17 protein-coding genes are annotated in these 21,864 nt (G+C 61.4%); 13 read left to right on the forward strand and 4 right to left on the reverse strand.

The window, feature by feature from the left end; all coding sequences use genetic code 11:
• Positions 1-11: 11 nt before the first annotated feature.
• Positions 12-1,043 (forward strand): L-threonine 3-dehydrogenase, encoded by a 1,032-nt coding sequence (gene tdh / locus M0D67_RS31740; protein ID WP_028195988.1) that lies wholly within the window; start codon positions 12-14, stop codon positions 1,041-1,043.
• 56 nt (positions 1,044-1,099) lie between these two features.
• Here tdh and M0D67_RS31745 read toward each other — a convergent pair whose 3' ends face one another.
• Positions 1,100-1,750, reverse strand: a complete 651-nt coding sequence (locus M0D67_RS31745; protein WP_171926615.1) for a YceI family protein — start codon at positions 1,748-1,750, stop codon at positions 1,100-1,102.
• Positions 1,751-1,858: 108 nt separating this feature from the next.
• Here M0D67_RS31745 and M0D67_RS31750 point away from each other — a divergent pair, with 108 nt between their 5' ends.
• From M0D67_RS31750 to M0D67_RS31760, 3 genes are all read left to right on the forward strand, one after another.
• Entirely contained in the window at positions 1,859-2,563 is a 705-nt protein-coding gene (locus M0D67_RS31750) for a TetR/AcrR family transcriptional regulator (RefSeq protein WP_266240947.1), read from the forward strand.
• Between the two features lie 17 nt (positions 2,564-2,580).
• Positions 2,581-3,060, forward strand: a complete 480-nt coding sequence (locus M0D67_RS31755; RefSeq protein ID WP_154566433.1) for a nuclear transport factor 2 family protein — start codon at positions 2,581-2,583, stop codon at positions 3,058-3,060.
• A gap of 224 nt (positions 3,061-3,284) precedes the next feature.
• Entirely contained in the window at positions 3,285-3,803 is a 519-nt protein-coding gene (locus M0D67_RS31760) for a hypothetical protein (protein ID WP_266240948.1), read from the forward strand.
• Positions 3,804-4,274: 471 nt separating this feature from the next.
• Here the strand turns inward: M0D67_RS31760 and M0D67_RS31765 are convergent, their stop codons facing one another.
• Positions 4,275-5,252: a LacI family DNA-binding transcriptional regulator gene (locus M0D67_RS31765; RefSeq protein ID WP_266240990.1), complete on the reverse strand. Its 978-nt coding sequence runs from the start codon at positions 5,250-5,252 to the stop codon at positions 4,275-4,277.
• Between the two features lie 250 nt (positions 5,253-5,502).
• Here M0D67_RS31765 and M0D67_RS31770 point away from each other — a divergent pair, with 250 nt between their 5' ends.
• The 4 genes from M0D67_RS31770 to M0D67_RS31785 all read left to right on the forward strand — a co-directional run bounded on the left by M0D67_RS31770 (position 5,503) and on the right by M0D67_RS31785 (position 9,985).
• Positions 5,503-7,050 (forward strand): UxaA family hydrolase, encoded by a 1,548-nt coding sequence (locus M0D67_RS31770; protein WP_266240949.1) that lies wholly within the window; start codon positions 5,503-5,505, stop codon positions 7,048-7,050.
• A 99-nt stretch (positions 7,051-7,149) separates the two neighbouring features.
• Positions 7,150-8,439, forward strand: coding sequence for an MFS transporter (locus tag M0D67_RS31775; protein WP_308112622.1), 1,290 nt, complete (start codon positions 7,150-7,152; stop codon positions 8,437-8,439).
• On the forward strand, positions 8,420-9,193 hold the full coding sequence (gene hpaI, locus M0D67_RS31780) for a 4-hydroxy-2-oxoheptanedioate aldolase (protein WP_266240991.1): 774 nt from the start codon (positions 8,420-8,422) through the stop codon (positions 9,191-9,193). The genes M0D67_RS31775 and hpaI overlap by 20 nt, the downstream gene beginning before the upstream one ends.
• A 621-nt stretch (positions 9,194-9,814) precedes the next feature.
• Positions 9,815-9,985, forward strand: coding sequence for a hypothetical protein (locus M0D67_RS31785; RefSeq protein WP_266240951.1), 171 nt, complete (start codon positions 9,815-9,817; stop codon positions 9,983-9,985).
• Positions 9,986-9,993: 8 nt separating this feature from the next.
• Here M0D67_RS31785 and M0D67_RS31790 read toward each other — a convergent pair whose 3' ends face one another.
• Both M0D67_RS31790 and M0D67_RS31795 read right to left on the reverse strand, forming a co-directional pair.
• Positions 9,994-11,241 carry an ATP-binding protein gene (locus tag M0D67_RS31790; protein WP_266240952.1) on the reverse strand — a complete coding sequence of 416 codons (1,248 nt, stop codon included), beginning with the start codon at positions 11,239-11,241 and terminating at the stop codon, positions 9,994-9,996.
• Positions 11,225-11,968 carry a response regulator gene (locus tag M0D67_RS31795; RefSeq protein WP_266240953.1) on the reverse strand — a complete coding sequence of 248 codons (744 nt, stop codon included), beginning with the start codon at positions 11,966-11,968 and terminating at the stop codon, positions 11,225-11,227. The genes M0D67_RS31790 and M0D67_RS31795 overlap by 17 nt, the downstream gene beginning before the upstream one ends.
• A gap of 440 nt (positions 11,969-12,408) precedes the next feature.
• On the opposite strand from M0D67_RS31795, the gene M0D67_RS31800 reads away from it, so the two are divergent.
• From M0D67_RS31800 to M0D67_RS31820, 5 genes are all read left to right on the forward strand, one after another.
• Positions 12,409-13,626 carry an efflux RND transporter periplasmic adaptor subunit gene (locus M0D67_RS31800; protein WP_266240954.1) on the forward strand — a complete coding sequence of 406 codons (1,218 nt, stop codon included), beginning with the start codon at positions 12,409-12,411 and terminating at the stop codon, positions 13,624-13,626.
• Between the two features lie 12 nt (positions 13,627-13,638).
• Complete coding sequence (locus M0D67_RS31805) at positions 13,639-16,833, forward strand: efflux RND transporter permease subunit (RefSeq protein WP_266240955.1); 3,195 nt, start codon at positions 13,639-13,641, stop codon at positions 16,831-16,833.
• The gene (locus M0D67_RS31810; RefSeq protein WP_266240992.1) at positions 16,833-18,299 is read left to right on the forward strand and encodes an efflux transporter outer membrane subunit; all 1,467 of its coding nucleotides are present in this window, start codon (positions 16,833-16,835) and stop codon (positions 18,297-18,299) included. Before M0D67_RS31805 ends, M0D67_RS31810 begins: the two co-directional genes overlap by 1 nt.
• A gap of 150 nt (positions 18,300-18,449) precedes the next feature.
• On the forward strand, positions 18,450-19,145 hold the full coding sequence (locus tag M0D67_RS31815) for a DNA alkylation repair protein (RefSeq protein WP_266240956.1): 696 nt from the start codon (positions 18,450-18,452) through the stop codon (positions 19,143-19,145).
• 322 nt (positions 19,146-19,467) lie between these two features.
• Positions 19,468-21,858, forward strand: coding sequence for a HAMP domain-containing protein (locus M0D67_RS31820; protein ID WP_266240957.1), 2,391 nt, complete (start codon positions 19,468-19,470; stop codon positions 21,856-21,858).
• The last annotated feature ends 6 nt before the right edge of the window (positions 21,859-21,864 follow it).

A 21,864-nucleotide genomic window follows, 5' to 3' on the forward strand; every position in this document is an offset into this window, starting at 1 on the left:
CGGAGGCGCACATGAAAGCATTGGCAAAACTCGAACGCGCACCGGGCCTCACGCTGACGGATGTGAAGAAGCCCGAAGTCGGTCACAACGACGTGATGATCCGCATCACGCGCACCGCGATCTGCGGTACCGATATCCACATCTGGAAATGGGACGACTGGGCGCAGAAGACGATTCCGGTACCGATGCATGTCGGCCACGAATACGTCGGTGAAATTGTGGAAATGGGTCAGGAAGTGCGCGGCTTTGCGATCGGCGATCGCGTGTCGGGCGAAGGCCATATCACCTGCGGCTTCTGTCGCAACTGTCGTGCAGGACGCCGGCATTTGTGCCGCAATACGGTAGGCGTTGGCGTGAATCGCGAAGGCGCATTCGCCGAATACCTCGTGATTCCCGCGTTCAACGCGTTCAAGATCCCGCCTGAAATCTCCGACGATCTCGCCGCGATCTTCGATCCGTTCGGCAACGCCACGCACACGGCGCTGTCGTTCAACCTGGTTGGCGAAGACGTGCTGATCACCGGCGCCGGACCGATCGGCATCATGGCGGTGGCGATTGCGAAACATGTCGGCGCACGCAATGTGGTGATTACCGACGTCAACGACTATCGCCTCGAACTCGCGCGCAAGATGGGCGCAACGCGTGCGGTGAACGTCTCGCGTGAATCGTTGCGCGACGTGATGGCCGATCTGCACATGGCCGAAGGTTTCGACGTCGGGCTGGAAATGTCAGGTGTACCGAGCGCTTTCACCAGCATGCTCGAAGCGATGAACCACGGCGGCAAGATTGCGCTGCTCGGCATTCCGCCCGCGCAGACCGCGATCGACTGGACCCAGGTGATCTTCAAAGGCCTCGAAATCAAGGGCATTTATGGCCGCGAGATGTTCGAGACCTGGTACAAGATGGTCGCGATGCTGCAGAGTGGTTTGGATCTGTCGCCGATCCTCACGCACCATTTCAAGGTCGACGATTATCAGGAAGCGTTCGCCACGATGCTCTCAGGCGAGAGCGGCAAGGTCATTCTCGACTGGACCGCTGCATGATTTGAAAAAGCGCTGCATTCAAGCGCAACCGCTGAAATAAAACGCCCGCACCGCGCTCACGCGCCTGCGGGCGTTTTTTCGAACTCAGCCTGAATACGCACATGAATATCGTCGCCGACAGCCGGATACCACGTCGACAAACCGAACTTCGCGCGGCTGAAATGACCCTCCGCGGAAAAGCCGAGCGTGTCTTTTTTCGTGAGCGGATCGGGCGCGAAGCCGTTGAAGGTCACATCGAGCGTCACAGGTTGCGTCACGCCGTGAATCGTCAGATCGCCGGTCAACGTGCCGCGCGATTCGCCGGTGCGCTCAAAGTGCGTGCTGGTGAAGCGCACCTCCGGATAGCGTGCGACGTCGAGCATGCTGTCGCTTTTTACCATCTTGTCGAGTAGCGGCACATTCGTATCGATGCTCGCGGCGTCGATCGTGATCGCCACGGTACTCTTGTCCATCCCGCCTTCGTTCCAGTCGAGTTGTCCCTGTCTGCGATCGAAGCGCATCGTAAAGCGCGAGTACTTGAAGTGATCGATGTCGAAGGTGATGCTGCAATGGTCCCGATCGAGATCGTAGCGACCGGCCGGTACGCGTGCTTCGTTCTGGCTGACCGTATGGGTGAGTACTCGAACGGGCACGCAACCTACCGAAGTCAGCAGCGCTGCGCTGAGCAACGCGCGCACAAATGTGACGCGGACAATAGAGAGGCTCATGAAATTCGTTCCAGTTGATCGACCATCACCACGATAGCAGTAAGCATAGCAATCCGCCGAAGCGCACAAAAACTTGACGAAGGAGAATGATCGTTCTACCCTTCGCACATGGCTACTCAAAACCCAACTGAATTGGCTGCGTCCGGCAGCAGCGCGCGTGAAAGGCTGCTCGATGCCGCGGAGGCGTTGATCTACGCCGGCGGCATTCATGCCACCGGCGTAGATGCAATCGTCAAGCAATCCGGTACTGCGCGTAAAAGCTTTTACACGCACTTCGAATCGAAAGACGCGCTTGTCGCCGCCGCGCTGGAGCGGCGCGACGAACGCTGGATGAACTGGTTTATCGCGGGCACGTTGCAGCACGGCAAGACTGCGCGCACGCACCTGCTCGGCATGTTCGATGTGCTGCGCGAATGGTTTGCGTCGGAGGACTTTCACGGTTGCGCGTTTCTGAACGCGGCCGGCGAAATCACCTCCGCGGAGGATCCGATCCGGATCGTCGCGCGTGAACACAAGGAACGCCTGCTCGTGTTCGTGAGAAGCCAGTGCGATGACTACGCGGCCGAATCGGGCATGGACGCGCGCCGCGCCGCGCGCCTGTCGCGCCAATGGCTGATCCTGCTCGACGGCGCCATCGCCGTGGCGCTGGTGAGCGGCGAGGCCGATGCCGCGCTCGACGCGCGAGCCGCCGCTGAAGCCTTGCTCAATACCGAGTCCGCAAGCGAATCGAACCCACTCGCAGGTAAATCCGCGAGCAGGTCCCCAAGTGAAGCCCGAAGCAAACGACCGCCATCCCGGCGCACAGAAACCTGACTGAGGAAACACACACCATGGCCGACCCGATCGAAACCCGCCCGCCACTCCCGCCCTTCACACGCGAGACCGCGATCCAGAAGGTGCGCGCCGCAGAAGACGGCTGGAATACCCGCGACCCTGAACGCGTGTCGCTCGCGTACACACCGGATAGCGTCTGGCGCAACCGTGCCGAGTTCACGCATGGCCGCGCGGAGATCGTCGGCCTGTTGCGTCGCAAATGGGCAAAGGAACTCGACTACCGCCTGATCAAGGAACTATGGGCATTCACGGATAACCGCATCGCCGTGCGCTTTGCCTATGAGTGGCACGACGACTCGAACAACTGGTTCCGTTCTTACGGCAACGAGAATTGGGAGTTCGATGAGCACGGGCTGATGGCGCGTCGTCATGCCAGCATCAATGATCTGCCGATCCGCGAGGCCGACCGTCTTTATCATTGGCCGCTCGGCCGCCGTCCTGACGACCATCCGGGCCTGTCCGACCTCGGCCTCTAGAGCTCTTCCAGCAATTGAAAAGTGGACACCTGCCGGGTGTTCACCGCTCTGCCATCGGTTCTCCGTTATCGTTGCGTCTGCGCCGTGGGGCACGTCCCGTGCCCGCGCGTCCGAGCGTGTCCTCCACATCGCCCGTGCGGGTTGAGGTACAGTGCGCGACGGACGACAAGCAAGAATACCTAGAACATAGATGACACCGGCGTTCGATCGGTGGCGGAGAATACATGCATTTTCGTCAGACAAAAAAGCAGATTCGACACGCGGTCGTAGCGCTCGTCGCGAGCCTGGCCGCAGCGTCCGCTGCGCATGCGGGCAATTGGTGCGAGGGCGGCGTATGGGTCGACGCAATGCTTGGCTCGTATCACATCAATCCCGACCCCAACACTCATTTCGAGGAGTTCAATCCGGGCCTTGGCGTCGAATGTTGGCTCAACAATCAATGGGCGCTGACTGCCGGCGGTTTTCGCAACTCGCTGCGGCGCCCTTCTTATTATGGCGGCGGTGTCTGGGCACCCGAGTTCGCGCACTGGGGCATCGTGCGGATTGCTGCGATCGGCGGGATCATCTCGGGCTATAACTACGGCAACTGGGGCCTCGGCCGCAACCACACGATCGGGCCAGTGGTCGCGCCGATCGTGATGGTCGACTACAAGCGCGTTGGGGCTAACTTTATTGTGATTCCCCCGATCCCCTCGGACAAACTTCCGTTCACGATCGGGTTTCAGGTGAAGGTGAAGTTCTAGTCTGCAAAGGTGAGCGATTCCAGGATGGTGAGGAATTCCAGGAGATGGCGTCATCGTAGTCAAAGGTGAGGATCGCCAGGAAATATCGTCAACACTGTCAAAGGTGAGGAATTCCAGGAGACGCAACCACCTCGACGAAAGGTGAGCTGTTCCAGGGAACATGACATCACTTCGGTGAGAGGTGAGCGGTTCCAGGAGGTGTCGCCAGATCAGCGAGAGGTGAGTCGTCTCGTGAGCCGAACTGCACCGTGACCGTGGAAGCAAGCAAAGCCACGCCAAAGTGAGGCGTTCCAGGAGATCGCTCGCCAAAGGTGAGTGATTCCAGGAGGTGAGCAATCGCCGCGTTGAGTACGCACCTGAAATAAGGTGAGGATTTCCAGGGAGTCGTTGCCATAGCCGCCGACGGTTCGAACGGCGGAATCGCTGCGGATTATTCCGTTGCGCCCACAGAGCTAACAGAACACCACGACACTAGGTGCTCTCCCGCTCGATCAGACTAAACCCCACATCGACGATTGGTTCGCCTCCAGCACGATTCTCAATCCGATCGACAAGCATGGTTGCCGCAAGCGTTCCAATTCTCGTGCCGTCGACTCTCATGGTCGACAACGGCGGTGTGGTGTCCTTCGCAAAATTCAGATCACCGTAGCCAATCACACGCAGTTTCTCTGGCACTGAGATATCCCGGTACTCAGCTTCCATCAACACGCCCAGCGCCAGAATATCCGCGCCGCAAAAAACGGCGTCGATATCGGCGTGCGTGTCGAGCAAGCCTTTCAGCGCCCGTCGCCCGTCGCCCAGATTCGCAGGTGACTCAACCGTCACGACAGGGATGGAGGAAAGTGTTTTGCCGTTTCCGAACGCTTTGAGGAACGCTTTGGTACGGGCCTTCGCGCGCCGGTCGCTGGGTGTGACGACAGCGGGCCGCCGCACGCCACGCGTCTTCAGAAAATCCGCAGCAGCCTTCCCAACGTTCTCATGAGAGAAGCCGACCAGCATGTCGATAGGCTCGCGTGTCAGGTCCCAGGTCTCGACGACAGGAATGCCGCACGCGCGCAGCTTTTGCCTCGCACTCTTGGAATGAATGACGCCGGTCAGTACGATGCCGGCGGGCCGGCGGCCAATCACCGCGTCAAGCAGGGCGTCCTCGCGCGACTCGTCGTATCCGCTTTGTCCGATCAGCAACTGGTAGCCCGACGCGGCGAGTTCGGTCGTCAGGGCGCCGACGGTTTCCTGAAACACACTCCCGGCCATCGCGGGGATCAACGCGACGATGAGACGGCTGCGAGTCGACGCCAGCGAACCGGCGATGAGGTCAGGGGTGTACCCGGTTTGCCGGACGGCCGCCTGGACGCGCTCCAGCGTATCGACCGAAACCAGCTCCGGCGTGTTCAGTGCGCGTGAGACGGTCACTTTCGTCACGCCGACGAGCGCCGCGAGATCGCTCAGGGTCACGCGGCCGGAATTCTTGCGGGCGCGCCGGGAGGCACTGCGTTCGACAGGGGCAAGCAGGGTAGTAGGCGGTTTGCTCACGACGTTGATCACTCAGGCCCGAAAAAAGTTGCTGGCGATTATGGCAAAACCATACTACCATGCGTCGTATGTTACCGGTTACATGAACCGGTAACATCAATTAGAAGAAAGGCGATTGGCGCGACCCGAGTGCGTGCGCCCAGAACTTGAGAGACAGGAGAGCAGCATGTCGCAGGCTGGTACGGTGTTGAGCGAGCCGCTGATCCGGCTTAACGCCGCGGACAATGTACTGATCGCGCGAGAATCGCTGTCGATCGGACAGCAACTCTGCATCGGCGAGGCGACGATCCGCATCCGCGCGCAGGTCACCGCGGGCCACAAAGTCGCCGCCTGCCGCATTTGGCGTGGTGCGCCGATCCGTAAATACGACACGGTCATTGGCCTTGCGGCTCGCGACATCGAGGCGGGTGATCACGTCCACACGCACAACATCGAACTGATCGATTTCGAGCGCGATCCGGGCTTCTGTCTCGATGTGCGTCCGGTTGAGTACGTTGCAGAAGCTGAACGGGCCACATTTAACGGCATTGTTCGGCCCGATGGGCGAGTCGCGACGCGCAACTTCATTGGGATTCTGGCATCGGTCAACTGTTCGTCGACCGTTATCAAGAATATCGCCGCCTGGTTTACGCCGGAGCGGCTTGCGCCTTATCCGAATGTCGATGGCGTGGTCGCGTTCGCGCAGACAAGTGGCTGCGGGATGTCCTCGCCCAGCGAGCACTTCGACGTCCTGCGCCGGACGCTCGCCGGCTATGCGCGTCATCCCAATCTCGCCGGGGTGTTGATCGTCGGGCTAGGCTGCGAGCGCAATCAGGTGGGCGACCTGCTCGATTCACAAGGGCTTCATGTCGGTACGTCGGTCCACGCGTTGGTGATGCAGGACGAAGGTGGCACCCGGGTAACGATCGAAGCGGGGATCGCTGCCATACAGAAGATGCTGCCGTCGGCTAACGATATCGAGCGTCGTCCGGTGTCGGCGAGCCACCTCAAAATCGGTCTGGAATGTGGCGGCTCCGATGGCTTTTCGGGCATCACGGCCAATCCAGCTCTAGGCGCAGCCATGGACCTTCTGGTGCGTCACGGCGGCACGGCGATTCTTTCCGAAACCCCTGAAATTCACGGCGTCGAATACATGCTGACGCGCCGTGCGGTGACACCGGAGGTCGGCCAGAAACTGCTCGACCGGCTCGCATGGTGGGAGCGCTACACGCGCGGCCACAACGGTCAGTTTAACGGTGTCGTCGGGCCGGGTAATCAGAAGGGTGGACTCGCCAACATCTTTGAAAAATCGCTCGGATCGGCGATGAAAGGCGGCACGACGCCGCTGCAGGCCGTCTATGAATACGCCGAGCCTATCGACCGGGCCGGCTTCGTCTTCATGGATTCACCAGGCTACGATCCCGTTGCGGTGACCGGGCAGATTGCAAGCGGCGCAAACCTGATCTGCTTCACGACCGGCCGCGGTTCCATGTTCGGCTCGAAGCCCGCGCCCACCCTCAAGCTCGCGAGCAACACGCCGATGTTCAAGCGGTTGCGCGACGACATGGACATCAATTGCGGACTTGTCCTTGATGGTGAGCGGTCGGTCGAGGAGATGGGGAAGGATATCTTCGAGCACATCCTCCGGGCCGCGTCGGGTGAGCGCACCCGTAGTGAATTGCTCGGGCTGGGCGACCACGAGTTTGTGCCCTGGCATATGGGCATCGTGAGCTGAAACGCCACCTCATTCCTACAAAAAAAGCGGAGACAGAGATTGAACCAAGCCTTGCAACAGGCGCCACGCAGCAAAGTGCGCTGGCTGGTGGCCGGTCTGATGTGGTCGGCTATCGCCATCAACTATATCGACCGGACGGTGCTGTCCGCCGCAGCCCCCCATCTTCAGACGGAGTTCCATCTCAGTGCGATGGAGATGGGCATCGTGATGTCGGCGTTCTTCTGGTCGTATGCATTGCTGCAATTGCCTGCAGGCATGCTCGCCGATCGCTTCGGACAGAAGATCGTGCTGGGTGCGTCCGTATTCTGGTGGTCGCTTGCGACGGCCGTAACCGGACTCGCTACCGGCTTCAAGTCCCTCGTGCTCCTGCGGGTCATGCTGGGCATCGGCGAAGCGGGCGCCTACCCCAGTAACGCGGGCATCGCCTCGCGATGGTTTCCGCGCAAGGAACGCGCAACGGTGGCGGGCATCTTCGATAGCGGATCGAAGCTTGGGGGCGCGGTGGCGCTGCCGCTGATCGCCTGGCTGCTGGCGACGTTTGACTGGAAGGTCACCTTTGCGATCACCGGTGCGCTGGGTCTCATCTGGTGCGTCGTCTGGGTGTTGGTGTTCAGGGACTCGCCGGCTGATCACCGGCGCGTGAATGCGGCCGAGCTTGCCCATATCCACGATGGCGAAGCGGTGTCGCGCAGCGACAGCGTGGGCGCGGCCGCCGATGTACCCTGGCACAGGCTCTTCGCGCATCGGAATATCTGGGCGATGTGCATTGGCTTCTTCATGATCAACTACAACTCGTACTTCTTCATCACCTGGCTGCCGACGTATCTCGTCAAAGAACGCGGCATGAGCCTGATGGAGATGGGCTTCATGGCTTCGCTACCGCTCGTCCTTTCGATGATCGTCGAGGTATTCGCGGGCTGGGCCTCCGATCGTGTGTATGCCTCCGGAAAGTTGTCGCTCACCGCGACCCGAAAACTGTTTCTCGTCGTCGGCCTGGTAATGGCGTCGAGCATTGGACTCGCGGCGTTCGCCACTTCTCCGCTCGTGGCCGTCGCATTGCTCTGCGTGGCGAAGTCGGGCACGACCGTCGCCGCATCCCAGGTCTGGGCGCTACCGGGCGATGTCGCGCCGGGGAACATGGTGTCGCGGGTTGCGGGCATTCAGAACACCGTTTCCAACATGGGCGGCGTGGTTGGTCCGATCGTCACCGGTGCGATCGTCGGGGCAACCGGCTCTTTCATTCCTGCGCTGCTGTTCTCGTCGGGGCTGATCGTGATCGCGATCCTCAATTACCTGTTCCTGCTCGGAAAGGTGGAGCCTATTCAATTCAATCAAGTCCCCGCGGAGGCTAGAAATCGTGATGAACGCAATGTCGACGTCAGCGCTTAACCCATTCAAGGCGGCGCTTGCAAACGGTCAACGACAGATCGGCTTCTGGCTTTCCATGGCCGATGCCTACCTGGCGGAAGTCAGTGCGACCGCCGGCTTCGAGTGGCTATTGATCGACGCCGAACACGCCCCGAACGACGTGCGCAGCATTCTTGCGCAATTGCAGGCGGTCGCGCCGTATTCCGCCGAAGCCGTCGTGCGACCCGTGAACGGTGATCCGGCGCTGCTCAAGCGCTTACTCGATATCGGCGCACGTAACCTCCTCGTTCCGATGATCGATACCGCGGTTCAGGCCCGCGCTTGCGTGGCCGCCGTACGCTATTCACCCCATGGAATTCGTGGTGTGGGCAGTGCGGTGGGACGTGCGTCGCGCTGGAGCTCGCGTACTGACTACCTCGACATCGCGGACAGTGAAATCTGTCTGCTCGTGCAGGCGGAGACGGTTACGGCGCTCGATAATCTCGAAGCGATATGCGCGGTTGACGGCGTGGATGGCGTCTTCATCGGGCCTGCGGATCTGGCTGCGTCGATGGGCCATCGCGGCAAGCCCGCCCATCCGGAAGTGCAGAACGCGATCGAAGCGGCGATGCGCACCATCATCGCTTCCGGCAAGGCGGCCGGCACGTTGACCTCGGACCCGGTGCTCGCGCGTCGCTATCTCGAGCTTGGATGCACATTCGTCGCGACCGGCGTGGACATCCTTATGTTTGCGAACGCGGCACGAAAGCTCGCCCGGGAGTTCATCGAGCAGTGAAGAATGGTGAGGAATTCCAGGAGATGGCGCCACCCCGATCAACGGTGAGGAATTCCAGGAGGCAACGTCACCTCGACCAACGGTGAGGAATTCCAGGAGACGACATCATCTCCGTCAGAGGTGAGTCACTCCATGAGTCGAACAGCACCTTGGGAGCATGCAAAGCCGTACTAAGGTGAGGAATTCCAGGAGATGATCTGCAAAGGTGAGCGATTCCAGGAGGTGAGAAATCGCCTTGCCGAGCGCGCACCTCAAATAAGGTGAGGATTTCCAGGGAGTCCTCGTCATGGTCGCCGACGGTGACGCAGCGAGTGCTCCAACCCTCACCCTAGTGTGCGCCGGCGCAGGACTGATACCGCCAATCTCCTTACATCCTCTTCCATATACAAACAAAGCGTGAGCGCGACACCTTGCTCAGCGCCACGCCGTAAAAGCCGCGTGAACTGCGCCACGCGGCGATGCACACCAGGACTCTGCGCGGCAGAAGTGACCACGCCCTCGTCATCTTGTAACGCTCTCGTAAAACATGATTTTTCGCCGATTGATAAGTTGCGGATAACGCGTGTCGTCGCCACTCGAGCAACGACTTTGCGTCACCGTAGATCTATCGATGGAGAAAGCATGAAGAACCTGTTGGCAATCGCGGCGCTGGCCGCACTGAGCGCAACCTTGAGCGGATGCTGGTGGGGACAGCCTCCAGGTTGGGGCGGCGGAGGCCCGGGCGGGGGTGGACCTGGCGGCGGCGGACCGCACGGTGCGATCGTCGTCCCTGGCCAGGCCGCTCAGGCCTAGGCCAGAAACTAGGCGGGAAACGTAAGCGTCACTACAAACCCGCCGTCGGCGGCGTTATCGGCATGAAAAGCGCCGCCGTTGTACCGCACGAGGCGCCGCACGATCGCGAGCCCGAGCCCGCAGTGCGCGTCGCCGCTACGCGCTTCATCGAGTCGCACGAACGGTTGCAGCGCACGATTCAGTTGACCGCTTGGAATGCCGCCGCCGTGATCGCGTACCTCGAGCGTGTATTGGCCGTCGCGGCGGGCCGTCGAAATTTCCACCGGCGGCTCGCCGTAAGTGAGTGCGTTCTCGATCAGATTGGTCAGAATCCGGTCGAGGTCGACAAGCGGCAGACCAAAACCATCGCCGGCTTGTAGATCGAGGCGCACGAGCGAATCGTCCGCGAGGCTGTCGCCGTAATGCCGGCGACAGTGGGCATCGACGCCGGTGCTTGGCGAGGTATCCGCCGTCTCACGTGCGAAGTCGAGAAACTGCGTGACGATGCGTGACAACGACTCCGCGTCCCGCAAAAAGCCGCGGCGATTCGCTTCATCAGGCAGCAGATCCGCGCGCACCTGCATGCGCGTGATCGGCGCACGCAGATCGTGCGCCACGCCGGCCAGCATCACCGCGCGCTCCTGCTCGGCCTGCGCAAGTTCGTGCACCATCTGATTGAAGTCGCCGATCAGCTCTTTCAATTCGCGCGGGCCGCTCGCCTCCACGACCGGCGCCCGATGGCCGATGCGGAACTCCCGCGCTGCGAGTGCGAGCCGGTGCAATGGCCGTTGCAATTGCCACGCGCCGAGCAGCGCGATGATCACCGCCAGCACCAGCATCGTCGCCGACGCGCCCAGGAAGAGACGCGCCGGCAGCGTCGCATTTTGCATTTTGAGCCAGCCTGGATTGCCCGCGTAATGGACCCAGACCGTGCCGTTCTCGCCGTCGGCTACGACCTGGCTGCCTGCCGGCAACTTCCCGCGCAAGTCGCGTTCGAACGGACCCGAGTTGTTCTCACACGGCGCGGGACAGCCATACCGGATCGCGTCTTGCGCGCTCACATAGGACACACCGAGCGTTGCCGCGACGTGGGAAGCGGCGAGCGGGCCGTCGCGTCCCGCCTCAATCGCGAGCAGCAAAGCGCGTTGCGCGTGACCCGCGTCGATCTGGCCGCGGTCACGGTCCACGAGAACGATTGCGGTGATGTGCACCAGCACGATCAGGCTCACCGTCATCAACGAGAGCCGGCCAAACAGTGTGTTAAAGGGATTCTTCATCTTCATTGCTGCCGGGCACGAACATATAGCCGATGCCGCGTATGGTCTGGATCCGGCGCGGATTGGCCGGGTCATCTTCAAGCAGACGGCGCAGGCGCCACACCGGCACGTCGATGCCGCGTTCGGTCACTTCCGAGTGCGGCCCATGCAGCAGATCGACGAGCTTCGAGCGCGACAGCGTTTCCATTGGATGCGCGGCGAGCACTTCCAACAGCGCATATTCGCCGCCGGTCAGCTTGAGCGCTTCGTCATCGCGAAACAGGGTGCGCCTCGCGAAGTCGAGCCGGAAGCGGCCGAAGCGCAGCGCTTCACGCTTTTCGAGCGCCGTAGCCGTGGACCCCGACGATGGCTGCGCGTGCCGGCGCAACACCGCATGAATACGCGCGAGCAGTTCCTGCGGCATGAACGGCTTGCCGAGATAGTCGTCGGCGCCGAGTTCCAGACCGATTATGCGATCCACGCCGTCCGCGCGCGCCGTCAGCATGATCACGGGAATCGTGTCGCCATGCGCACGCAATTGCCTGAGCGCACTGAGTCCGTCGACGCCCGGCATCATCAGATCGAGCACGATGATCGAGGGCCGTTCGCGTTCCAGCCGGCGTGCCAGATGGTTCGCGTCGTGCAACACGGACATCTCGATGCCGCGTTGTTGAAAGAAGGTTCTGAGCAGGTCACGAAGGTCGGCGTCGTCGTCGACCAGTAAAACCTGGATGGGCGTGTCTGACATGGCTGAGCCCTGATCGATGAGGACAATTGACGGACGGCGCGGCCGCGCGCCTATCGCACGTCGCAATATAGCGAATCGCGCGGAGACAGCGGTTTCGGGTTCTTATCTGCGCTTACAGTTTATTACGGTGGCTGCCTTCGGTTCTATCTGGCTGCGTGAAGCAACCAAGACCAGTCAACGTCACACCGCCCGACTCTTCGCAACACCACGCGCTTCGTTACAACTCGTAATCCTCGCCTAAGCCACCGTAAGACGCCGCTCACTATGCTGGGCCACCTCTCGCCGCTGGTGGCGTTACGCGGTTTCCTTCGGGCTCGGTGTGTTGGTTTGCGTGCAGTGTCAAGCGCGTGGTCGGCCGATACGTTTTCACTCGCCCCGCTTTAGCGAACAACGCATGCCAGACGGCCCTTTGTCGAATTGAGTCGAAGGATGCCCACAGCATGCCGAATAACCCTATCGCGTCCGGACCCTCCTCGCGCGTACCGAGATTCACACATCTTGCTGCTGCAGTCGTCGCCGCTTTTTTGTTGGCGGCTTGCGGCCAGCAGGCGCCCCATGGACCACCACAGTCCGTTCCTGAAGTAGGCGTCCAAACGATCGCGCCGCACCCTGTGGTGTCGAGTACCGAATTGTCCGGGCGACTGTCGGCAATCCGCGTCGCCGAAGTCAGGCCGCAGGTCGAAGGCATCGTCAGAAAGCGCCTCTTCACGGAAGGCTCACAGGTCGCGGCCGGCGCCGTGCTCTACCAGATTGACCCGTCCAGCTACCAGGCAACCTACGACCAGGCCGTCGGCACGCTCGCCAAAGCCGAGGCGACAGCGAGCGCCGCGCAGACCAAGGCCACCCGCTACGCCGAACTGTCGAAGATCGAAGGCGTGAGCAAACAGGACTACGACGACGCTGTCGCCGCCTTGGAGGAAGCGAAGGCGGACGTGGTCGCCGACCGTGCCGCTTTGAAGACTGCCGCGATCAATCTCGGCTATACGAAAGTCGTCGCGCCCATCGCGGGACGGATCGGCAAATCGAGCGTGACTGAAGGCGCGCTCGTCACCACGGAGCAGACCACCGCACTCGCGACGGTCCAGGCGACGACCGAGATGTATCTCGACGTCACACGCTCTTCCGCCGACTGGTTGCGGCTGCAGAAAGAATTCGCCAGTGGCCAGTTGCAACAGGCGGGCTCGAACGGCGCGGTCGTTCATCTCGTGATGGAAGACGGCAGCACTTACACGCAGCCAGGCAAGCTGCTGTTCTCCGATATCACCGTCGACGCCACCACCGGTTCGGTCACCTTGCGTTGCGTGTTCCCGAATCCGGACGGCGTGTTGTTGCCCGGCATGTTCGTGCGCGCACGGCTTGAAGAGGGCGTGAACCAACAGGCGATCACGGTGCCGCAACTCGCAGTCTCGCGTGCATCCGACGGTTCGGCGAGCGTGTTGACGGTCGGCGCCGACAACAAGGTCACGCAGACACCCGTCACGGCCGACACCGCTTCAGGCGCCAACTGGCTCGTCACGCGCGGCCTCAAGGCGGGCGATCGCGTGATCGTCGCTGGTTCGCAGAAAGCGCGCGCGGGCGGCATTGTGAAGCCGGTCGAATCGCCCGCCATATCGGGCGCACCCGCCACCGCGGACACCACGTCGGCCGCACACAGCTAAAGCGAGACACTCATGGCAGGTTTCTTTATCAACCGACCGATCCTCGCGTGGGTTATCGCCATCGTCATCATGATGATCGGCGGCGCCTCCATCGGGACGCTTCCGGTCGAACAGTATCCAAGCGTGGCGCCGGTCTCCGTGCAGATCACGGCGACTTATCCGGGCGCCTCGGCTGAAACCGTGGCGACCACCGTCACGCAGGTGATCGAGCAGAAACTGAGCGGCATCGATCATCTGCTCTACATGTCGTCCACCAGCAGTTCGGCCGGACAGGCCACCATCACGCTGACGTTCCAGCAGGGCACCAATGCCGACATTGCCCAGGTGCAGGTGCAGAACAAAGTCGAGCAGGCGAGTTCGTCGCTGCCGCAGACGGTTCAGGACCAGGGTGTGCAGGTTGCGAAGGCAGCCAATGCGTTTCTGATGATCGTGTCGCTGTCGTCCTCTGACGGCAGCATGAATTCCATCGATCTCGGCAACATCATCGCAACGCAGATTGAAGATCCGCTCACGCAGATCGACGGCGTCGGCGACGTGACGCTGTTCGGCGCACAGCACGCCATGCGCATCTGGCTCGATCCGGTGAAGCTGCAGGCAGTCGGTCTGACTGCCGGCGACGTCACCACCGCGATCACGAATCAGAACGTGCAACTCTCGGTCGGCCAGATTGGCGGCTCGCCGTCCACGAAGACGCAGGCGCTGAACGCGACCATTTCGGCATCGAGCCTGCTCACCACGCCCGCGCAGTTCGGCGCGATCCTGCTGCGCGTGAATAGCGACGGCTCAAAGGTCATGCTGAAAGACGTCGCGCGGGTCGAGGTCGGCGGCGACGATTACAGCACGGACTCGCGACTGAACGGCAAGCCTGCGGCCTCGCTCGCGGTCAAACTGGCGAGCGGTGCGAACGCGATGAGCGTAGCCAAAGCGGTGCGCGCGAAGCTGAACGAAATGAGCGGGCAATTGCCGCACAACGTGGTGGTCGACTATCCGTACGACACTACGCCGTTCGTGCGCATCTCGATCGAAGAAGTGGTGAAGACGCTGATCGAAGCGGTGATGCTGGTCTTCGTCGTGATGTACGTGTTCCTGCAAAACCTGCGCGCGACGTTGATTCCGACCATTGTCGTGCCCGTTGCGTTGCTCGGCACGTTTGCGGTGATGTCGGCGGTGGGATTTTCGATCAACGTGTTGTCGATGTTCGGGCTCGTGCTCGCCATCGGCCTGCTGGTGGACGACGCGATCGTGGTCGTGGAAAACGTCGAGCGGCTGATCGCGGAAGAGGGTCTATCGCCGATCGAAGCCACGCGCAAGGCGATGAAGCAGATCACCAGCGCACTGGTCGGCATTACGACCGTGCTGATCGCCGTGTTCATTCCAATGGCGTTTTTCTCGGGGTCCACGGGCGCGATCTACCGGCAGTTCTCGATCACGATCGTCGCGGCGATGCTGCTCTCCGTGTTCCTCGCATTGACGCTGACACCGGCGCTGTGCGCGACCATGCTGCGGCGCGCGGACGTCGAGCACCACACGAAGCGCGGCGTGCTCGGCTGGTTCAACCGTGTGCTGACTCGTGGAACCGATCGTTACGACTCGACGGTTGCGCGTGTGATCGGCAAGCCGATGCGCTATATGGTGATCTACCTGCTGATTGGAGGCGTGGTTGCGCTGCTCTTCATGAAGCTGCCGTCGTCCTATCTGCCGGACGAGGATCAGGGGTTCATCATCACGTCGATTTCCGCGCCCGCCGGCACACCTGCCGCGCAGACGCTGGAAGTCGTGAAACAGGTCGAGGCGTATTACCTCGGTCTTCCGCAGGTGGACAAGATCATCGCGCTGACCGGCTTCAGCTTCAACGGCTCGGGGCAGAACAACGGCCTGGCGTTTGTCAGGCTCAAGGACTGGAGCACGCGGCGCGGCAGCGACGGTTCGGCGGCGGCGATCATCCAGCGCGCCAACATGCACTTCGCCGCTTCGCACGACGCCCAGATTTTCGCGCTCAATCCGCCGGCCATTCAGGAACTCGGCACGCAGAGCGGTCTCGACTTCGAACTGGAAGATCGCGCCGGGCAGGGTCATGACAAGCTGATGGCCGCGCGCCAGCAATTGATCGCGCTCGCCGCGCAGGACAGCGCGCTAGCCGGCATGCGTCCCGGTGGCCTCGACGATACGCCGCAGTTCCATGTCGATATCGATCGCGAGAAGGCGAGTGCGCTCGGACTTTCAATCGCTGATGTGAACGACACGTTGCAGACGGCGTTCGGCTCGACTTACGTGAACAACTACGTCGATACGGGACGCATCCAGAAGGTCTATGTGCAGGCCGACGCGCCTTACCGGATGATGCCGTCCGATATTGGACGATGGTATGTGAAGTCCAGCACGACCAGCAGTTCGAGTACTTCAAGCAGCACCTCGACCACCAGTACGAGCGGTACGACCACCGCAGGCTACGACGGTCAGATGGTCCCGTTCTCCGCGTTCGCTACCGGCAAATGGACCTTCGGGCCGCCGCAGATCGAACGCTTCAACCGCACGCTGGCGATGGAAGTCACCGCGCAAACCGGTGCGAACACCAGCACGGGCCAGGCAATGGCCGCCGTCGACGCGCTCGTGAAGAAGCTGCCCGCCGGCTTCGGCATCGACTGGACCGGGCAGTCGTACCAGGAGCGCCTTGCCGGATCGCAGGCGATCTACCTGTACGCGATTTCGCTGGTCGTGGTGTTCCTCTGTCTGGCCGGTCTGTACGAGAGCTGGTCCATTCCGATCGCGGTGATTCTGGTCGTGCCGCTCGGCGTGCTCGGCGCGGTACTGGGCGCGCATATTCGCGGGCTGTCCGACGACATCTACTTCAAGGTCGGCTTGCTCGCAACCATCGGACTCTCCACGAAGAACGCAATCCTGATCGTCGAATTCGCCAAGGACCTGCAAGCGCAGGGCCGCAGCCTGATCGACGCCACGCTGGAAGCCGCGCGACTGCGTCTGCGGCCGATTCTGATGACATCGCTAGCCTTCGTGTTCGGCGTACTGCCGCTGGTCATCAGCACGGGCGCCGGCTCGGCGAGCCGGCATGCGATTGGCACCGGCGTGATGGGCGGCATGATCGCCGCGACGCTGCTCGCCATCTTTTTCGTGCCGGTGTTCTTTGTCGTCGTGCGCCGCGTGTTTGGCGAACACGGCGATGCCAAGCAACAGGAAGGTGTTGAATGATGAGACTCAAATTGGGCGCATGCATGGTGGCGTTTGCCGTTGCCATGCTGACGGGTTGCACGCTGGACCCGCACTATGAACGACCTGCGGCACCCGTCGCGGTGGCTTATCCAAAAGGCGAGGCGTACGAGAGCACGAGCGCCGCGGCAGCCGCCACCGCGGTTACGGCTTCGGGAACGGCTTCAGGAACCGCGACGCCGGGCACGACAACTACCCCACCGCCGCTCGGCGCCGACATGGCCTGGCGCAGCTTCTTTCGCGACGAGCGTTTGCAACGGCTGATCGAGATCGCGCTCGACAACAACCGCGACTTGCGTGTCGCCGCGTTGAACGTGGCCGAGTACGAAGCGCAATATCGCATCACGCGCGCCGCGCTCGCGCCGTCGATCAGCGCGAGCGGCAGCCTGACCCGCGAGCGCGCTTCAGGCGTGACGACCAGTTCCAGCGACGTGAGCGTCGGCACCACGTCATGGGAGATCGACTTCTTCGGACGCTTGCGCAGCCTTAAGCGTCAGGCCCTGGAAAACTATCTCGCGACGGATGCGTCGCGGCAGAGCACGCAGATCAGCCTGATCGCGACGGTGGCGACCGACTACCTGACGCTCCTGTCCGACGAGCGTCTCCTGCAAATCACCGAAGACACCGTCAAGGCGGATCAGTCGACGTACGACGTGACAAAACGCATCCAGGAATTGGGCAATTCGTCGATGCTCGACGTGCAGCAGGCGCAAAACTCATTGGCGAGCGCGAAGGCGAGCCTTGCGTCTTACCGGCGTGTCGTAGCGCAGGACCGCAACAACCTGGTCGCTGTGCTCGGCGCGCCGATTCCCGACGACCTTCCACCCGCTCGTGAATTCGACGACGAATCGATGTTCGCCGACATCGGTGCGGGCGTGCCGTCACTGCTGCTCACCCGTCGTCCCGACATCGTGCAGGCGGAGCATGCGCTGAAGGCGGCGAACGCGAACATCGGCGCGGCGCGCGCGGCGTTCTTTCCGAAGATCGAGTTGACGGCTTCGGCCGGTACGTCGAGTTCGACGCTTTCAAGTTTGTTCAAAGCTGGTACAGGTGCCTGGGCATTCGCGCCGAGCGTGTCGGTGCCGATCTTCGATTACGGCAGCAACAAGGCTTCGCTCGACGTCGCCAAGATCGAGAAACAGATCGAGGTCGCCGATTACGAGAGCACGATTCAGACAGCATTCAAAGAAGTCGCGAACGCGCTGACAGCGCGTGCCACTTACGTTGATCAGGTGGAGGCGGATCGCGACTATGTGACGTCATCGCAGCGGTACTACACACTTGCTCAGGCGCGCTACAAGGCGGGTACGGACAGCTTCCTCACTTTCCTCGACGCGCAGCGCACGCTCTACACCGCACAACAGCAACTCGCGTCGGATAGTCTGTCGCGACAGGCCAATCTAGTGACCTTGTACAAGGTATTAGGCGGCGGTTGGGAGGGAAGCTAAAAGCCGATAGGTGAGAACATTCGGGAGCGTGTGCGGTGATAATGTTGCTACCTGTCGACGCACTTTCGATTCGAAGGTGAGAAGATTCGGGAGGCCGCCCGAACGCAGCCACCTGCGCGTTACTTTCCATTCACACGGAGCATTTCCCCAATGACGCCCGACGCTTTCGGTGAAGAAATCAAGGCGGCACTCGTGCCGCACGCCGACGCTCAACGCGCGCTTGCGATGCGCGCTTACATGCGTGACCACTTCGAGTTCATCGGTGTGCCGACACCACTGCGGCGCCAAGCGGTATTGCCGGTGTTCAAGCGGCTGACGGTGGAGAATACCGATCATCTGCTGGCGTGTGCGAATGTCCTATGGTGGATGCCGGAACGCGAATTCCAGTACGTCGCGACCGATCTGTTGGCGCGTAAATGGAAGACGCTTGCGGCAGCAGACATCGCGCACTTATTGACGCTCGCACAGCGGAGCGCATGGTGGGATTCGATCGATCCGCTGGCGGGTGTCGTCGGCGACATTCTGAAAGCGGCGCGAGCACACACGCCGGATGTGCAGGCCGCAATGGACGCGGCACTCCAGCACGAATCGCTGTGGGTTCGGCGCATTGCCATGATTCATCAACTCGGCTGGCGCGAGCATACCGACGAAGAGCGCCTGTTCGGGTACGCGCGTTCGCTGGCCGCGGAAAGCGACTTCTTCATCCGTAAGGCCATCGGTTGGGCGTTGCGGGACTACGCGTGGCATGCTCCCGACGCGGTGAGCACCTTTCTTTCCGCTTCGCGGGACATCATGTCGCCGCTTACCGTGCGCGAGGCGTCGAAGCATCTGCCGCCGATTCGCTGACGCACCTGGCGCAGAACATTTGCCGCTCGATTTGCTGTTCAGTTACCCGTTCACCTGACGGCGTATGTCAACGCAATGTACGCTTTTGCAAAAGCACTGCGCACTACAACGCGCAAATCAAAAAGGCCTGTGTTAACGGCCTTAAAACCAAGAACTTTAGAAGAATATTTAACCCTCCGGACGTGGCCAAAAACCCCGTAGTCATCGCTTAGTAACATGCGGCCAGAATAATGGCCTGTGCTGTACACACGACCAGATTTCGCAAATAACGCGCTGCCCCGATCGAGGGCTGACGCGAAGGCCATACCCCCGGGGGTTTCACATGACTATCCGTCATCGCATCACGCTATTGGTTATCTTGATGTTCGTCGCCTTGTCGGCAATCGGTGGCTACGCCGTGTATCAAACGCGTGGCAGCGCAGGCGAAGTGCGCAAGGTGACCGAGGGCGTCGTCCCCAGTGCGCTGGCTTCCGCTGACCTCGTCTCGCAAGTCAAAGACGTACAGCTCGCGACCATGACCTTGGTCTACGCGCCGGACGCCAACATGGTCGCCCAGGCACAAGACGAACTGAAGAAGAAAAAAGCCTCGTTGCAACAGGCTCTCGCGCTGCAAGGCAAAGATGCCGCGAGCCATGCCCAGCAAGGCCTCGTTTCCCAGGCTAATGACAGCCTCGAGAACTACTTCACCGCGATCGCCGAGACGGCGAAAATGAAGGCCGACGGCAAGAACGAACTCGCGCAAGCGTATCTGTTCGCCAACGTCGCCCAGTATCGCGACGAACTCGAAGGCATCGTCGAGACCCTGCGTGTCGAGAAGAACCGTCAGAAAGACGATGCAATCACCGCACTGAACGCCACGCTTTCTACAACCACGACGGCCATCGCCATCGTTACCGGTATTGCGATCATTCTGCTGACCTTCATCGGCACGCTGCTTTACCGTCAGATCACCCGCCCGCTCAGCCGCATGCAAGCCATGATGAGCGAGATCGCGTCGAGCCAGGATTTCACGCGCCGCGTGCCGGTGGGCCGGCTGGATGAAATCGGCCATTCGATCGTCGCCTTCAACGGCATGATCGAAAAGATCCAGGAAAGCTCGGCGCAACTCAAGCAGAAGACCGCTGACATCCAGGCGATGTTGCAGAACATGCAGCAAGGTATCTTGACGGTAATCGACGGCGCCGTGATCCACTCCGAGTACTCGGCGTATCTGGAAGACATCTTCGAAACGAAAGACATCGCCGGGCGCGGCCTGATGGATCTGGTGTTCTCGGATACCGATCTCGGCTCGGACGTGCTCTCGCAAGTCGATGCGGCCGCGCATGCATGCCTCGGCGAAGATTGCATCAACTTCGCGTTCAATCAGCATCTGCTGGTCGGCGAAATTTCGAAGCGCATGCCCGATGGCCGCGTGAAGATTCTCGACCTAAGCTGGTCGGCGATCACCGACGAAAACGACGTTATCGGGCGCTTGATGCTGTGCGTGCGCGACGTCACCGAACTGCGCAAGCTCGCCGCGGAAGCCAGCGAACAGCGCCGCCGTCTCGACATGATCGGCGAGATTCTCGCGGTGAGCGAAGAGAAGTTCCATCATTTCATTGAAAGCTCCGCGGGGTTTGTCAGCGAGAACGAGCGCATCATTCGCAAGCACTCGGAAGCGGACCATGCGGCGATCGCCGAGCTGTTCCGCAACATGCACACCATCAAGGGCAATGCGCGGACCTACAACCTGGCGCACCTGACTGACGTCGTTCATGAAACCGAGCAGAGCTATCACGAACTGCGCCAACCGGACGCGGACCGCTCGTGGGATCAGGAACACCTGATGCAGGAGTTGACGCGCGTGCGCGAGGCGATCGAGAGCTACGCGAAGATCAACGAACATAGCCTCGGCCGCAAGAGCAAAGCAGGAGCGAATAACGTCGGCAATGCGGGCCGCTACGTGATGGTCGAGAAGGATCAGATTCAACAGACCCTGAGCATGCTGGACAAGACGAACGCCAGCGAACTCCACGAATTGCAGTCGATGCGCGATGCGCTGCGCCAGACCTTGCGCGCCTTGGGCAGCGAAAGCGTGCGCGACGCACTGTCTGGTGTGCTGGATTCGCTGCCTTCGTTGGCGCAGGAACTGGGCAAGCCGGCGCCGGCCGTGCGCATCGACGACAACGGCTACCGTCTGCGCGGCCAGGCGGGCGGTACGTTAAACAACGTGTTCATGCATCTGCTGCGTAATTCGATGGACCACGGCATCGAAACCGCCGAGGCGCGCAGCGCACACGGCAAGACGCCGGCCGGCACCATCGATATCGAAGTGGGCGTGGACAGCGGCGCGCTGCAGATTACCCTCAGCGACGACGGCCGCGGCCTCGCACTCGAACGGATTCGCGGCATTGCCGTCGAGCGCGGCTGGATCGGCAGCGACGAACACTTGAGCGACGAAGCCATCGCCGAGTTCATTTTCCGGCCGGGCTTCTCGACCGCCGCAACGGTGACGGAAGTATCGGGCCGTGGCGTCGGCATGGACGCGGTGCGCGACTTCCTCAAGCGCGAGAACGGCCGCATCGAACTGCGCTTCACCGACGACCACAAGGGCGCTTCGTTCCGCCAGTTCCAGACGATCGTCTGCCTGCCGGATAGCTTCGCCGTCGACACGCTGGGTGTGGCGGCGCGCGGCGATGCCGGCGAACTGCAACTCGACGCGATGGCGGATTGAACGTTG

It is taken from the genome of Paraburkholderia sp. SECH4, from assembly GCF_030511745.1.
GTDB classification, from domain to species: Bacteria; Pseudomonadota; Gammaproteobacteria; order Burkholderiales; family Burkholderiaceae; genus Paraburkholderia; species Paraburkholderia madseniana.

What these genes read in the sequence shown, in the direction of transcription:
- M0D67_RS31820 (WP_266240957.1), top strand. Translation starts at nt 19,468, where the DNA reads ATGACTATCCGTCATCGCATCACGCTATTGGTTATCTTGATGTTCGTC.
- M0D67_RS31760 (WP_266240948.1), top strand. Translation starts at nt 3,285, where the DNA reads ATGCATTTTCGTCAGACAAAAAAGCAGATTCGACACGCGGTCGTAGCG.
- M0D67_RS31790 (WP_266240952.1), bottom strand. Translation starts at nt 11,241, where the DNA reads ATGAAGAATCCCTTTAACACACTGTTTGGCCGGCTCTCGTTGATGACG.
- M0D67_RS31750 (WP_266240947.1), top strand. Translation starts at nt 1,859, where the DNA reads ATGGCTACTCAAAACCCAACTGAATTGGCTGCGTCCGGCAGCAGCGCG.
- M0D67_RS31815 (WP_266240956.1), top strand. Translation starts at nt 18,450, where the DNA reads ATGACGCCCGACGCTTTCGGTGAAGAAATCAAGGCGGCACTCGTGCCG.
- M0D67_RS31775 (WP_308112622.1), top strand. Translation starts at nt 7,150, where the DNA reads ATGTGGTCGGCTATCGCCATCAACTATATCGACCGGACGGTGCTGTCC.
- tdh (WP_028195988.1), top strand. Translation starts at nt 12, where the DNA reads ATGAAAGCATTGGCAAAACTCGAACGCGCACCGGGCCTCACGCTGACG.
- hpaI (WP_266240991.1), top strand. Translation starts at nt 8,420, where the DNA reads ATGTCGACGTCAGCGCTTAACCCATTCAAGGCGGCGCTTGCAAACGGT.
- M0D67_RS31785 (WP_266240951.1), top strand. Translation starts at nt 9,815, where the DNA reads ATGAAGAACCTGTTGGCAATCGCGGCGCTGGCCGCACTGAGCGCAACC.
- M0D67_RS31770 (WP_266240949.1), top strand. Translation starts at nt 5,503, where the DNA reads ATGTCGCAGGCTGGTACGGTGTTGAGCGAGCCGCTGATCCGGCTTAAC.
- M0D67_RS31755 (WP_154566433.1), top strand. Translation starts at nt 2,581, where the DNA reads ATGGCCGACCCGATCGAAACCCGCCCGCCACTCCCGCCCTTCACACGC.
- M0D67_RS31800 (WP_266240954.1), top strand. Translation starts at nt 12,409, where the DNA reads ATGCCGAATAACCCTATCGCGTCCGGACCCTCCTCGCGCGTACCGAGA.
- M0D67_RS31795 (WP_266240953.1), bottom strand. Translation starts at nt 11,968, where the DNA reads ATGTCAGACACGCCCATCCAGGTTTTACTGGTCGACGACGACGCCGAC.
- M0D67_RS31745 (WP_171926615.1), bottom strand. Translation starts at nt 1,750, where the DNA reads ATGAGCCTCTCTATTGTCCGCGTCACATTTGTGCGCGCGTTGCTCAGC.
- M0D67_RS31805 (WP_266240955.1), top strand. Translation starts at nt 13,639, where the DNA reads ATGGCAGGTTTCTTTATCAACCGACCGATCCTCGCGTGGGTTATCGCC.
- M0D67_RS31810 (WP_266240992.1), top strand. Translation starts at nt 16,833, where the DNA reads ATGAGACTCAAATTGGGCGCATGCATGGTGGCGTTTGCCGTTGCCATG.